Annotated in this window: 15 protein-coding genes and 2 pseudogenes; 9 read left to right on the top strand and 8 right to left on the bottom strand. The window is 70.1% G+C overall.

Annotated elements, in window-relative coordinates; all coding sequences use genetic code 11:
- Positions 1-141 precede the first annotated feature (141 nt).
- Complete coding sequence (locus ACWD6R_RS37775; RefSeq protein ID WP_451822886.1) at positions 142-405, bottom strand: hypothetical protein; 264 nt, start codon at positions 403-405, stop codon at positions 142-144.
- Positions 406-555: 150 nt separating this feature from the next.
- Between ACWD6R_RS37775 and ACWD6R_RS37770 the strand changes: the two genes are divergently transcribed.
- Positions 556-1,335 carry a CPBP family intramembrane glutamic endopeptidase gene (locus ACWD6R_RS37770; protein WP_451822882.1) on the top strand — a complete coding sequence of 260 codons (780 nt, stop codon included), beginning with the start codon at positions 556-558 and terminating at the stop codon, positions 1,333-1,335.
- Positions 1,336-1,395: 60 nt separating this feature from the next.
- Here ACWD6R_RS37770 and ACWD6R_RS37765 read toward each other — a convergent pair whose 3' ends face one another.
- The gene (locus ACWD6R_RS37765) at positions 1,396-2,217 is read right to left on the bottom strand and encodes a PhzF family phenazine biosynthesis protein (RefSeq protein WP_451822881.1); all 822 of its coding nucleotides are present in this window, start codon (positions 2,215-2,217) and stop codon (positions 1,396-1,398) included.
- An 85-nt stretch (positions 2,218-2,302) separates the two neighbouring features.
- Positions 2,303-3,124, bottom strand: coding sequence for a class I SAM-dependent methyltransferase (locus tag ACWD6R_RS37760; protein WP_451822880.1), 822 nt, complete (start codon positions 3,122-3,124; stop codon positions 2,303-2,305).
- Positions 3,125-3,183: 59 nt separating this feature from the next.
- Here ACWD6R_RS37760 and ACWD6R_RS37755 point away from each other — a divergent pair.
- Positions 3,184-3,429, top strand: a pseudogene (locus tag ACWD6R_RS37755) (Tn3 family transposase); the annotation flags it as partial.
- 9 nt (positions 3,430-3,438) lie between these two features.
- On the opposite strand, the gene ACWD6R_RS37750 reads toward ACWD6R_RS37755, so the two are convergent.
- Positions 3,439-3,921, bottom strand: a complete 483-nt coding sequence (locus ACWD6R_RS37750; protein ID WP_451822879.1) for an ArsI/CadI family heavy metal resistance metalloenzyme — start codon at positions 3,919-3,921, stop codon at positions 3,439-3,441.
- 80 nt (positions 3,922-4,001) lie between these two features.
- Between ACWD6R_RS37750 and ACWD6R_RS37745 the strand changes: the two genes are divergently transcribed.
- From ACWD6R_RS37745 to ACWD6R_RS37720, 6 genes are all read left to right on the top strand, one after another.
- Entirely contained in the window at positions 4,002-4,403 is a 402-nt protein-coding gene (locus ACWD6R_RS37745) for an ArsR/SmtB family transcription factor (protein WP_451822878.1), read from the top strand.
- Positions 4,400-5,524, top strand: coding sequence for an ACR3 family arsenite efflux transporter (arsB, locus tag ACWD6R_RS37740; RefSeq protein ID WP_451822877.1), 1,125 nt, complete (start codon positions 4,400-4,402; stop codon positions 5,522-5,524). The genes ACWD6R_RS37745 and arsB overlap by 4 nt, the downstream gene beginning before the upstream one ends.
- Before the next feature lie 55 nt (positions 5,525-5,579).
- Complete coding sequence (locus ACWD6R_RS37735; RefSeq protein ID WP_451822884.1) at positions 5,580-5,927, top strand: arsenate reductase ArsC; 348 nt, start codon at positions 5,580-5,582, stop codon at positions 5,925-5,927.
- Between the two features lie 65 nt (positions 5,928-5,992).
- Positions 5,993-6,766 carry a heavy metal-responsive transcriptional regulator gene (locus ACWD6R_RS37730; RefSeq protein WP_451822876.1) on the top strand — a complete coding sequence of 258 codons (774 nt, stop codon included), beginning with the start codon at positions 5,993-5,995 and terminating at the stop codon, positions 6,764-6,766.
- Positions 6,763-7,071, top strand: a complete 309-nt coding sequence (locus ACWD6R_RS37725; RefSeq protein ID WP_451822875.1) for a hypothetical protein — start codon at positions 6,763-6,765, stop codon at positions 7,069-7,071. The genes ACWD6R_RS37730 and ACWD6R_RS37725 overlap by 4 nt, the downstream gene beginning before the upstream one ends.
- Before the next feature lie 115 nt (positions 7,072-7,186).
- Positions 7,187-8,158 carry an arsenic resistance protein gene (locus ACWD6R_RS37720; protein ID WP_451822883.1) on the top strand — a complete coding sequence of 324 codons (972 nt, stop codon included), beginning with the start codon at positions 7,187-7,189 and terminating at the stop codon, positions 8,156-8,158.
- Between the two features lie 51 nt (positions 8,159-8,209).
- Here the strand turns inward: ACWD6R_RS37720 and merB are convergent, their stop codons facing one another.
- Positions 8,210-9,202: an organomercurial lyase gene (gene merB / locus ACWD6R_RS37715; protein ID WP_451822874.1), complete on the bottom strand. Its 993-nt coding sequence runs from the start codon at positions 9,200-9,202 to the stop codon at positions 8,210-8,212.
- Positions 9,203-9,264: 62 nt separating this feature from the next.
- Here merB and ACWD6R_RS37710 point away from each other — a divergent pair.
- Positions 9,265-9,384, top strand: a pseudogene (locus tag ACWD6R_RS37710) (MerR family DNA-binding transcriptional regulator); the annotation flags it as partial.
- Between the two features lie 52 nt (positions 9,385-9,436).
- Here the strand turns inward: ACWD6R_RS37710 and ACWD6R_RS37705 are convergent.
- From ACWD6R_RS37705 to ACWD6R_RS37695, 3 genes are all read right to left on the bottom strand, one after another.
- Positions 9,437-9,718, bottom strand: a complete 282-nt coding sequence (locus ACWD6R_RS37705; protein WP_451822885.1) for a hypothetical protein — start codon at positions 9,716-9,718, stop codon at positions 9,437-9,439.
- A gap of 61 nt (positions 9,719-9,779) precedes the next feature.
- On the bottom strand, positions 9,780-10,325 hold the full coding sequence (locus ACWD6R_RS37700; RefSeq protein ID WP_451822873.1) for an AAA family ATPase: 546 nt from the start codon (positions 10,323-10,325) through the stop codon (positions 9,780-9,782).
- Positions 10,326-10,719: 394 nt separating this feature from the next.
- Entirely contained in the window at positions 10,720-11,256 is a 537-nt protein-coding gene (locus ACWD6R_RS37695) for a GNAT family N-acetyltransferase (protein WP_451822872.1), read from the bottom strand.
- Positions 11,257-11,371 lie beyond the last annotated feature (115 nt).

Genomic DNA, 11,371 nt, shown 5'->3' with positions numbered 1-11,371 from the left:
GGGGAGACCCCATCCGAGGACCTTCCAGCGCCTTGGAATCGCACGCACCAGACCGCGTCCGCTTTCCGATCGAAGGTCACCCGACAGGCTCTCAGCGCGCCCGGTGTCTGCCGTCCCCGGCCGGTGCCCGCCTGGGCACGGCTATTCCTGGGCCGCGCGGCCGGTCTGCCCGGCCGTCATCACTGCCTGCAGAATCACCGCCTGGATCTCGGCAGGGTCGTTGACCTGGTACCCGCCGCCACCGGTCGGGGCACGGTCCAGCCAGAGGTCGGAGTCGGGCAGCCAGATCTGATAGTCCGGGGTGCGGGTGCCGGCGGAGAACCGTCCCCGCTGCCATCCGTCGCGTAGTCGTCGGGCAAGCTGTGACGTCCCATGTCGGTGGTGCCCCTCCTTGAGGATGAACAAGGAGGGGCACCACACCATCGTCAATGGTGGTCGTTCCCCGGCCGGTCGCGCATGATTTTCGTACCTGCATTCGAGACTCCAGCGGGACGGGGAGTGGGATGAGATGCGAATGCACAACTGAAGGCAGGTGTACAGGTGACGGAGGGGTGCGTGGCTGATTCTTGTCCCCAAGAGGCCGTGTCACGGCGGATCCTGCGGTCCGAAACGGTGCTGGTGCTGGCTCTCTCGCTGGGTGCCAGCGGAGTGTCTGCCCTGATCAGTTTTGTCGGATCACTGACGAAACCAGGGGGTTTGAAGGATCAGGCCGCGACGCTCAACAGTTCATACGCCCCGGGACGGCCATGGCTGGATCTCGCCTGGCAGCTCTTCGGCATCGCCACGGCCCTGGTCCCCGTGGCACTGGTGGCGCATCTGCTGATCAGGGAGGGTGTGGGCCTGCGGGCCATCGGCTTCGACCGGACCAGACCAGGGTCGGACCTGGGGCGCGGCACGGTGATCGCGGCGGGCATCGGCAGCGCCGGGCTGGCCTTCTATCTGGTGGCGCGGGCCGCCGGTTTCAATCTCACGGTGGTTCCGGAGTCGCTGCCCGACGTGTGGTGGAAGTTCCCGGTACTGATCCTCTCCGCACTCCAGAACGCCGTGCTGGAGGAAGTGATCGTCGTCGGGTATCTGCTGCGCAGACTCGGGCAGTTGGGGTGGACGCCGATGGCCGCCCTGGTGGCGAGTTCGGTGCTGCGCGGCTCGTACCACCTGTATCAGGGGATCGGCGGGTTCATCGGCAACATGGTGATGGGCGTTGTCTTCGTGCTGCTGTACCGGCGTTGGGGGCGCGTCGGGCCCCTGGTCGCGGCGCATGCGCTGCTCGACATCGGGGCGTTCGTCGGATACGCGCTGCTGGCCGGCAAGGTGGGCTGGCTGCCCATTCCGTGAGGGGGTGGCGCGCAAGGAGGGGGCGTACCGACTCATTGCGTACGCCCCCTCTCTCGTCGGTCAGAACGTGGTCAGCAGTTCTCCGTCGACGACTGTCACCGCGCTGCCCGTCAGCAGTGTGCGGTCGCCGCGCAGCGATGTTCGGACCAGGCCGGAACGGACGGAGGCCTGCAGGCCGGTCAGCTCGTCACGGCCGAACCGGGCCGACCAGAAGGGGGCCAGCGCGGTGTGGGCGCTGCCGGTGACCGGGTCCTCGTCGATACCGACCCGGGGGAAGAAGCCGCGGGAGACGTAGTCGTAGCCATGGGCCGGGTCCTCGGCGGCGGCCGTGGCGATGATGCCGCGCCGTGAGCAGGCGGCCAGCCCGGCGAAGTCCGGGGTCAGTCCCCGTACGGACTCCTCGTCGGCCAGTTCGACGAGGAGGTCGCCGATGTGGGCGCCGGTGTCGTGGACGGACAGCGGTTCCGCGCCCAGGGCGACGGCCAGTCCGGCCGGGGTGGAGGCCGGTGTGAGCGGGGCTGTGGGGAAGTCGAGTGTGAGTGAGCCGTCCGGGTGGGCGGTGGAGGTGAGGATCCCGCAGCGGGCGGCGAAGCGCACAGTTCCGCCGGCCGTTCCGGTCGTGCGCAGGACGTGGGCTGTGGCGAGGGTGGCGTGCCCGCACATGTCCACTTCGGTGGCCGGGGTGAACCAGCGCAGCGCCCAGTCCGCCTCTCCACCCGGCGGCAGGGGGTGCGCGAAGGCGGTCTCGGAGAGGTTCATCTCCAGAGCGACCTGCTGGAGCCGGTCGGCTTCGGGGAAGGTGTCGGAGTCCAGGAGCAGGACGGCTGCGGGGTTGCCGGTGAAGGGGCGGTCGGTGAACGCGTCGACGATTCGGATCCTCATGGGATGACCGTAGAGGTTCTGGAGAGCGGCGGACCAAGGCCAATTCCAGGTCGCCGGCCCGGGATTCCGAGAGCCTCCCCGGGCGTTACGGCCGGCGTCCCCACGCGGAGACGAGCGGAGCGGTGGCCAGATCGAGGCGTCCGGTGGCGACGTTCTTCAGGTGCCGGTCGATCTCCTCGTCGGTGGCGAGACCCGACGTCACGAGCCGGTCGCGGATCTGGCGCACGGTGGCGGCCTCGAGGACGGTGCACGCCGGTGAGGTGATCGGGAAGTACGCATCGGCCTGCACATCGTCCAGACCCGCCTCGCGCAGCAGGCGGGGCAAGGTCCGGCCGTAGGCGAGGTCTGCACCGCGGGCCGCCATGAGTTCGCGGAAGCCTGACCGGAGGCGATTGGCGAGGCGCTGTTCGGGGCCCGACTCGTCCGGGCACAGCAGCGGCTGCAACCCGGGGTCGGCGTCCTCCAGCAGGAGTACACCACCGGGCCGCAGCGCCTGAATCATGCGGCGCAGCGCCTCGGCACGGTCGGTGACGTGCACCAGGACCAGCCGGGCATGGACCAGGTCGAAGCCACCGGGAGGCGGGGGATCGGCGGCGACATCGTGGCGCAGTACCTCGACGACTTCGTCCGCGGCGCCCTGCGCCCACGACACATCGATGTCCGTCGCGACCACCGCGCCGGTCGGACCGACTCGCGCGGCCAGGCCGGCGGGAACGGAGGGGCCGCCGGCTCCGACCTCCCAGCAGCGCATGCCCGCGGTGATGCCGAGCCGGTCGACATGTCGGAAGGTCACCGGGTCGAAGAGTTCGGCGAGGGCGCCGAAGCGGATGCCCGCCTCGGACTGCCGGTTGTCGAGCAGGTAGCCGTGGTCCGGGCCGTGCCCGTGCTCCGGGCTGGGTGCAGTCATGTCGCATCGCCTTCGTCCTGTGCGTCTCGGGGCAAGTATGCAAGTGACCTGTCGCAACGAACGCCGCCGTGCTGTGGACGACCCGCTACATGGACGCCGCGACCGCCGCGTTGCGGGCACTGCCCGACGACCAGCGCGAACACGAGGTCCTGGACCAGGACGTGGCCCGCCTGTCCCCTCTGCGCCACGCGAATCTCAACGTCCTGGGCCGCTACAGCTTCCGCGCCTCCACCCCTGTGGGCGGGGGCCTGCGGCCCCTGCGCGACCTGGACGCCGCGCAGGAGGACGAGCCGGACGAGGGGTAACGGCGCCGCTCAACTGCCGCAGGCGCAGCCCGCAGCAGCCGGCGCGGACGCTGTGGCCTCAGCTGTCTCGCCCTGCCCGGTGCAGCAGGCGTCGCCGTCCAGAACGGGGCTCTTGCCCAGCTGGTCGGCATCGGCCTTGACGACGTAGATCTCCCACGGCTCCTTGCCGGGGCCGTGGACCCACACCTTGTCCTGGAGGGCGTAGCAGCAGGAGGTGTCGTTCTCCTCCAGGGTGGCGAGCCCGGCGTCCTTGAGGCGGGTGGCGGCGGCGGTGACCTCATCGGTGGTCTCGACTTCGACGCCGAGGTGGTCCAGGCGGGTTTCCTGGCCGGGCTCGCCCTCGATGAGGACGAGCTTGAGCGGCGGCGTGGTGATCGCGAAGTTGGCGTAGCCTGGGCGCCGCTTGGCGGGCTCGACACCGAACAGCTTGGAGTAAAAGGCGACCGACGCTTCGAGGTCGGCGACGTTGAGCGCGAGCTGGGCACGGGACATGGCGGTCTCCCCGATCAGGTTGAATTGAAGTCTTTCGATTCAACCTTGCGCCTTGGATCGAAAAACGTCAACATAGAAGTATGTCGAAACAAGAGCTTGTGGTGCTGGGCCGGGACGGCGCCGGCGGATGCTGTCCCACCCTGCTGACCGCCCCGCTGGACGAGGACCAGGCCGAGACGCTGGCGAAGGTGTTCAAGGCCCTGGGCGACCCGGTTCGGCTGCGGCTGCTGTCGATGATCGCCTCCCGCGCGGGCGGTGAGGTCTGTGTCTGTGACCTCACCCCGGCCTTCGACCTGTCGCAGCCGACGATCTCCCACCACCTCAAGCTGCTGAAGCAGGCCGGGCTCATCGACTCCGAGCGGCGCGGGACGTGGGTGTACTACCGGCTGCTTCCCGAGATGACCGACCGCCTGGCCGCGATCCTCACCCGCCCCGCCAGGCAGCCGCTTTCCGAGGCCGTTCCTGCCGGGCCCGCTTCGTGAGCGCCGAAGTCACCACCACGGCGGTGCCTGCGGGGCCGGTCGCCGGGCGGCTGTCGTTCCTCGACCGGTACCTGGCCGTGTGGATTCTGGCCGCGATGGCCGCCGGCCTGGGCCTGGGCCGCCTCGTCCCGGGCCTGGGCGACGCGCTCGCGAAGGTGACCGTCACCGGGGTCTCGCTGCCGATCGCGCTCGGCCTGCTCGTGATGATGTACCCGGTCCTCGCGAAGGTCCGCTACGACCGCCTGGACACCGTCACCCGCGACCGGCGCCTGCTCGTCCCGTCCCTGGTGCTGAACTGGGTTGTCGGCCCGGCGCTGATGTTCGCCCTCGCGTGGGTGTTCCTGCCGGACCTGCCGGAGTACCGCACCGGCCTGATCGTCGTCGGCCTGGCCCGCTGCATCGCCATGGTGATCATCTGGAACGACCTCGCCTGCGGCGACCGCGAGGCCGCCGCCGTCCTCGTCGCCTTGAACTCCGTCTTCCAGGTCCTCGCGTTCGGCCTGCTCGGCTGGTTCTACCTGTCCGTGCTGCCCGGCTGGCTGGGCCTGGAGCAGACCGCCCTCGACGTGTCGGTGTGGGAGATCGCCCGCTCCGTGCTGATCTTCCTCGGCATCCCGCTCCTGGCCGGGTTCCTCACCCGCCGGATCGGAGAGAAGACCAAGGGACGCACCTGGTACGAAACGAAGCTGATCCCGCGCATCGGGCCGTTCGCCCTGTACGGGCTGCTGTTCACGATCGTCGTGCTGTTCGCCCTCCAGGGCGATGCCATCACCTCCAAGCCGCTGGACGTGGCCCGGATCGCGCTGCCCCTGCTGGTGTACTTCGCGCTGATGTGGGCCGGGTCGATGGCCGCCGGCCGCGCGGTCGGGCTCGGCTACCCGAAGGCCACCACGCTGGCATTCACCGCGGCGGGCAACAACTTCGAGCTGGCCATCGCGGTCGCCATCGCCACCTTCGGCGCGACCTCCGGCCAGGCCCTCGCGGGGGTCGTCGGCCCGCTCATCGAGGTGCCGGTCCTGATCGGCCTGGTCTACGTCGCCCTGGCCGCCCGCCGCTTCTTCCCCCAGCCCACCCCGGCAGCCGCGCGGGCCGCCGCCTCGGAAGGTTCCGCCCGTGTCTGAGAATTCGAAGCCGTCCGTGCTGTTCGTGTGCGTCCACAACGCCGGCCGCTCGCAGATGGCCGCCGCCTGGCTCACCCATCTCGCGGGCGAGTCCGTAGAGGTCCGCTCCGCCGGGTCCGCGCCGGCCGACGCCGTGAACCCGGCCGCCGTCGCCGCGATGGCGGAGGTCGGCATCGACCTGTCCGCCGAGATCCCGAAGGTCCTGACGGCCGAGGCCGTGCGGGCGTCCGACGTGGTGATCACGATGGGCTGCGGCGATACCTGCCCCGTCTTCCCCGGCAAGACCTACCTGGACTGGCAGCTGGAGGACCCAGCCGGACAGGGCGTCGAGGCCGTCCGGCCGATCCGCGACGAGATCGAGCGGCGCATCCGGGGCCTGCTCCGCGACATCAGCGCCGGATAGCGCACCGGACCGGACCGCCTCCGGGCTTGACCTTCGAGCCGGGTCGAAGGTTTACCGTCGGGTTCATGACCACGTACCGCATCTCGCAGCTGGCCGAACGCTCCGGCGTCCCGGCCACCACGCTGCGGTTCTATGAGACGGCCGGGCTGCTGCCCGCCGAGCGCACCGCCTCCGGCTACCGGATATACGGCGAGGACGCGGTCGAGCGCCTGGCGTTCATTTCCTCGGCGAAGGTGCTGGGGCTGCCGCTGGAGGAGATCCGCGACCTCCTCGGCGTGTGGGAGCAGGGTGTCTGTGCGGCGGTGCGGGCCCGGATGCTGCCCCTGGTCGCGGACCGGATCGCGGACGCGGACCGGCGCCTGGCCGAGCTGACGGCGTTCTCCGACCGCCTGACCGAAGTCCACGGACAGCTGTCCGGCCCGGCGCCGGAGGGAGCCTGCGGCCCCGGCTGCGGCTGCACCGGTGAGACGGCCGGGCCGGGCCCGGTCGCAGTCACCCTGTCGCCGACCCGGCCGGCTGCCGAAGAGGAGGAGGCGTGGCGGCAGGCGCCGGTCGCCTGCACACTCTTTGCAGGGCAGCTCGGGCAACGCACCGGCCAGTGGCGGGCGCTGATGGCCAAGACGTCCGGCCGCCAGGAGATTCCGGACGGGCTGCGGCTGACGTTCCCCGCCGGACCGGAGCTCGCCGGTGAGATCGCCGCGCTGGCGGCGGCCGAGCAGGACTGCTGCTCGTTCTTCGACTTCACCCTGCAGATGACCCCGGCCACACTCGTCCTGAACGTGCGCGCCCCCGAGAACGCCGCTTCCCTGCTCACCGACCTGTTCGGAGTGACCGCATGACCACCGCCTCCCCTTCCTCCTTCTCACGCCGGTCCGGCCCGTGGGGCACGGCCCTGGCCGGCCTCGCCGCACTCGCCGCGTGCGCGGTGTGCTGCGCGGGCCCGCTGCTCGCCGTCCTCGGCGGGATCGGGCTCACCTCCGCCGTCGGCGCCTTCTGGATGCCGGCCCTCGCGGTGGTGGCCGCGGGCGCCGGGATCAGCTTCGTTCTCGTCCGGCGCCGCCGCCGGGCGGTGGCCTGCTCCACCGGTGACGAGGGCCCGGTCGATCTCGGTATGCCCACCGCACCGGACCGCGCCGACCGCTGACCCGGGGCCGGGCTCGGCTCCCGGCCTGTGAGGATGGGCGGGTCCGGGCCGGCCGGACGTTGCATGTGAGGGAGTCGTACGGGTGTCGCAGGAACCTCGGTCGCTGGTGGAGCGGATGGAAGACCACCAGGTGGTGATCTACATCGCCGCGATGGCCGCCGGCGCCGCCCTCGGGCTGGCCGTCCCCTCCGCCGGGCCCGGCCTGGAACACGCCATCAACCCGGTCTTGGGCGCCCTGCTGTTCGTGACCTTCCTCCAGGTCCCTGCCGCCGAACTCCTGCGCTCCCTCAGGGATGGCCGGTTCCTGGCCGCCACGCTCGCGGTGAACTTCCTGATCGTTCCCGCGGTGGTCGCCGCGATGTTCAGCTTCCTGCCCACGGACCAGGCCGTCCGTATCGGCGTCCTGCTCGTCCTGCTCTGCCCGTGCGTCGACTACGTCATCGTCTTCAGCGGCCTCGCCGGCGGAGCCAGCCGGCGCCTGCTCGCCGCGACCCCGCTCCTGCTGGTCGGGCAGATGCTGCTGCTGCCCGTCTTCCTGTACGCGTTCATGGGCTCCGAGCTGGCCGACATCGTCGAGGCGGGCCCGTTTCTGGAAGCCTTCCTGATCCTCATCGTCATCCCGCTCGCCCTGGCCTGGGCCCTCCAGGCATGGGCCGCACGCAAGCCTGCAGGACAGAAGGTCTCCGACGCGGCCACCACCACGATGGTCCCGCTCATGGCCGCGACCCTGCTGGTCGTCGTCGCCTCCCAGGTCCCCAAACTCGGCGGGAACCTCACCGACGTCGCCAAGGTTGTCCCCTTCTACGCCGCGTTCCTGATCGTGATGGCCTTCGCCGGCAAGGCCGTCGCCCGCCTCTTCAAGCTCGACGTCCCCGACGGGCGAGCCGTCGTCTTCACCGGCGCCACCCGCAACTCCCTGGTCGTCCTGCCCCTCGTCCTGGCCCTGCCCGACCCGTACGCCATTGCCGCGGTCATCGTGGTCACCCAGACCCTCGTCGAAGTCATCGGCATGGTCATCTACGTGCGGACCGTCCCCCGCCTCCTGCCCGACCCCGCCAGGGACAGGCAGCGCGTCAGCACGCCGTAACCGACGGGCGTCACGGCCGTGGCACCGGTGACGCCACATTCCTGACCCGTCTCATCGCTCGGCCAACAACGGACCGAAGGTCTCCCGCTCCAGTTCCTCCGCCCGCTCCTGGCCGACGACGACGCCGGGCACCTCCGGATGCCGCTCCGACCAAATGGCTGCCGAGTCGCGGCTGGTGAAGAAGTTCAGCGCGTCGCAGCACACTGCCGCAGCGCGCCCGGCGAAGGAACGGCGGCCGACGAACACAACGGCTGAAGCCGGTTCCCACACCGCCGTGCCCCCCGTCGAGGTGACCGCGACCTCCTTGCCGGTCACCGGATCGGACGAGGTGATCACCGTGTCCCGGCCGAGCATCGCCGGGATACCGAGCGCGTCGATCGCGCACATCGACCACACCTGCGGGCCGCCGGCGATATGCACATGGTGCCGGGTCGCCACGGCGGAGAACGGATACGCCGCCCGGACCCGCCCGTCCCCGTCCAGGGTCAGGAAGTCCTCACGGTCCAGCTCCGCCAGCACCTCCCGGGCCGTCCGCCCGGCCGCCGCTGCGACCGGCTCCAGCACGGCGTCCTCGGGAGAGCGGCCAGTGGCGGCGAAGTGCCGCAGCACGGCCTGCTGGACGGCCCGCAGTCCGCGTTCGTCCGGAGCGAGCCGGCCACGGCCGCCCCGCCCGATCGGATCGGACCAATCCGTCTCACAGCAGTCCTCATCCGCCGTCCCCGGCAGGCCCGCGCTGGTCAGGGCCTTGCACAGGTCGGCCACGCCGGGCGCCCCGTCCACCGTGCCGCCGCTGCGGTAGATCCGGCACGACACGCTCGGCACGGCTCCCGCCACCGCGAACGGGTCGACGCCGTCGAGCAGGACCGTCGGGGAGCCGGTCATGCCCCAGCGCGCGGCCTCGTCCTCCTCGCGCACCTCGACCAGTCCCACCTCGGCACTCCGGCCGCCGAGGGCGGCGGTGATCCGCTCCTCCACGACCGGCCCGTTCGGGCAGTCCGGAACCGTCAGCACCGTGATCCGCATGGCGTTGTCCTCCCAGCTCATGGCTTCTGCGGCTGACGGTAGACCTTCCAGTGCACTGGAAGGTCAAGGGCTTGCCTTGAAGCATGCGTATCGGAGACCTCGCCACCGTCAGCGGACTGACCGCCAAGACCATCCGCTACTACGAGCAGGCCGGCCTGATGCCCGCACCCCCGCGCACCCCGGGCGGCTACCGCGACCACCCCGCCACAGCCGTCACCCGCCTCGCGTTCATCCGCGACGCCCAGCAGGCCGGACTCACCCCTCGCCGAGATCCGCGGCGTCCTCGCCCTCCGCGACAGCGGCGAAGCCCCCTGCGGCCACGTCACCGGTCAGTGTCCCCGTGCCGGTGCGAGTCGCTGCCTGACAGAAGCTCCCGGCCTGCGGGATAGCTGAGATCAACCCGGATGGCCCGCTCGCGACCACGCCCACCACCGCGACGAGGTCCGCCGGCTCAAGGCTGCCGCCTTCAGCCACCTCGAATCCGCCGTTGCCCTCGGTGTCACCAGCGGCGGATCCCGGTGTTTCCCACCCAGACACCTTGGGTGGGAAACACCGGCTCAGCGAGTCTCGTCGCCCGCTCTTACGAGGCGGCCTGGTGTCACCGGCGCGTATCTGCACCAACCCGCGCGAGCACCGCATCAGCCAGCTCCTGCGGCGTCAACTGACCGTCCAAGAGCACGGTGTCCCGCGGCATAACATCGACGGCCGCCAAGCACTTCTCGATCTTGGACTTGCACCAGGCACGGACCTGCTCGTCCTTTGCCGGGTCGTCGGGGGTGAAGCTCCGCCCATCAATGCGTTTGACCAGCACGTCCTCCGGGACCTTCAGGAAGAAGTGGTGAACGTCGATGCCCTCTTCGCTCAGGACCCCGAAGATCTCATCGAGATAAGCGGGATTGACCAGCGTCATCGGCACCAGCACCGGCCGCTCATACTCCTCAACCAGGCCCGCAGCCATGCTCGCGACCTGGCGCCTCCACTGCCGCAGGTCCTGAAAATCACCGGTCGGGACCTCCACGATCTCCCGCAGAACGTATCCGACCATCTCCGGGTCGAACATCAACGCCTCCGGCCAGCGCGGACGCAGTTCCTCCACCAGAGTGGTCTTCCCACTGCCGAACGCACCGTTCACCCAGACGATCACAAGCTCTCCCTCACAAACCAACAGCCCCCTGACGTCAGGTCAGGCCGGAAACGCCGAGCACGGGCGGAGCCACGACAGAACCAGTCACCTCACTCGTGCTCACCAATCCCCACGCGCCTCACACGCTTGAAGGTTCCAATGATCTGCAGGGAAGTGCACTCCTGGGGGAAGCCGTCGGTCCTCATCCGCTGTCTCGACAGCCACTCGGACGAGCGACGGCGAACAAGGTGATCCAACGTCACTGGCTTCGTCCACGAGAACGGACAGCGCTTCGACAGCGTTTCGGGAGGCGTTCGGCCGTCTCCGCCTGGTGAGATGTTCACGAGTTTCAACAGCGCTGGGCTCCGTCCTAGCAGTGCTGTCGAGTTGCGGATCCGCGCTGTCGAGCACGAGCTCAATCGGACGGCGTGACCGAGGACCACACGCCGAACCACTGCTCGGCGCCGTAGGCCTCGAACCGCTCCACCTCGGTGAACCCCAGCTTCGCCGCGAGGCGCATCGAGCGCTCGTTGGCGGTCTGGGTGGCGAGCACCACCGGCTCGCCGGGAAACGCGCCGACGAACCAGTCAAGTGCCGCTGCGCACGCCTCGGCGGCGTACCCGCATCCCCACGCCTCCGGCAGGAACAAGTAACCGAGCTCGGCTTTCCCGGCAGCCTGACGAAGGTGCCCCGTTTCCCTGTAGAGCGTGATCTGGCCGATCATCGCTCCGTCGAGATCGACGAGGAAACGGCCGGGGCGTCGGCTGGGCGCCCCCGGCATCTCGCGCTCGAGCTCGTCACGCGGTCGAGGGCCACCGAGGAAGGTGCCCACCTCGGGCGAGGCCAGCAACTCGATGACTGCCGCACGGTCCCGGGCCTCGGGCTCACGGAGCACGAGCCTCTCGGTCCTGATCGGGGCAGGTGGCCAGGCGACGGGTCCGAGCTCAGTCATGCCGACCAGCTAATCAGCAGGTCAACACCGGTGCGTTAGGGCTGTGACCTGCGATGCAACCCCGGTGTGAATGAGGAACGGGACCCCTGGTAGATCGTCTTGCGACCAAGCTCGA

It is taken from the genome of Streptomyces sp. NPDC005151 (genome assembly GCF_053599875.1).
The sequence above is the reverse complement of the archived record's forward strand: the minus strand, read 5'-3'. Positions and strand labels throughout refer to the sequence as shown.

Excerpts from the sequence above, each read along its gene's own strand:
- ACWD6R_RS37765 (WP_451822881.1), bottom strand. The coding sequence starts at position 2,217 with ATGAGGATCCGAATCGTCGACGCGTTCACCGACCGCCCCTTCACCGGC.
- ACWD6R_RS37760 (WP_451822880.1), bottom strand. The coding sequence starts at position 3,124 with ATGACTGCACCCAGCCCGGAGCACGGGCACGGCCCGGACCACGGCTAC.
- ACWD6R_RS37750 (WP_451822879.1), bottom strand. The coding sequence starts at position 3,921 with ATGTCCCGTGCCCAGCTCGCGCTCAACGTCGCCGACCTCGAAGCGTCG.
- ACWD6R_RS37745 (WP_451822878.1), top strand. The coding sequence starts at position 4,002 with ATGTCGAAACAAGAGCTTGTGGTGCTGGGCCGGGACGGCGCCGGCGGA.
- ACWD6R_RS37735 (WP_451822884.1), top strand. The coding sequence starts at position 5,580 with ATGGCCGCCGCCTGGCTCACCCATCTCGCGGGCGAGTCCGTAGAGGTC.
- ACWD6R_RS37730 (WP_451822876.1), top strand. The coding sequence starts at position 5,993 with ATGACCACGTACCGCATCTCGCAGCTGGCCGAACGCTCCGGCGTCCCG.
- ACWD6R_RS37725 (WP_451822875.1), top strand. The coding sequence starts at position 6,763 with ATGACCACCGCCTCCCCTTCCTCCTTCTCACGCCGGTCCGGCCCGTGG.
- ACWD6R_RS37720 (WP_451822883.1), top strand. The coding sequence starts at position 7,187 with ATGGAAGACCACCAGGTGGTGATCTACATCGCCGCGATGGCCGCCGGC.
- merB (WP_451822874.1), bottom strand. The coding sequence starts at position 9,202 with ATGAGCTGGGAGGACAACGCCATGCGGATCACGGTGCTGACGGTTCCG.
- ACWD6R_RS37695 (WP_451822872.1), bottom strand. The coding sequence starts at position 11,256 with ATGACTGAGCTCGGACCCGTCGCCTGGCCACCTGCCCCGATCAGGACC.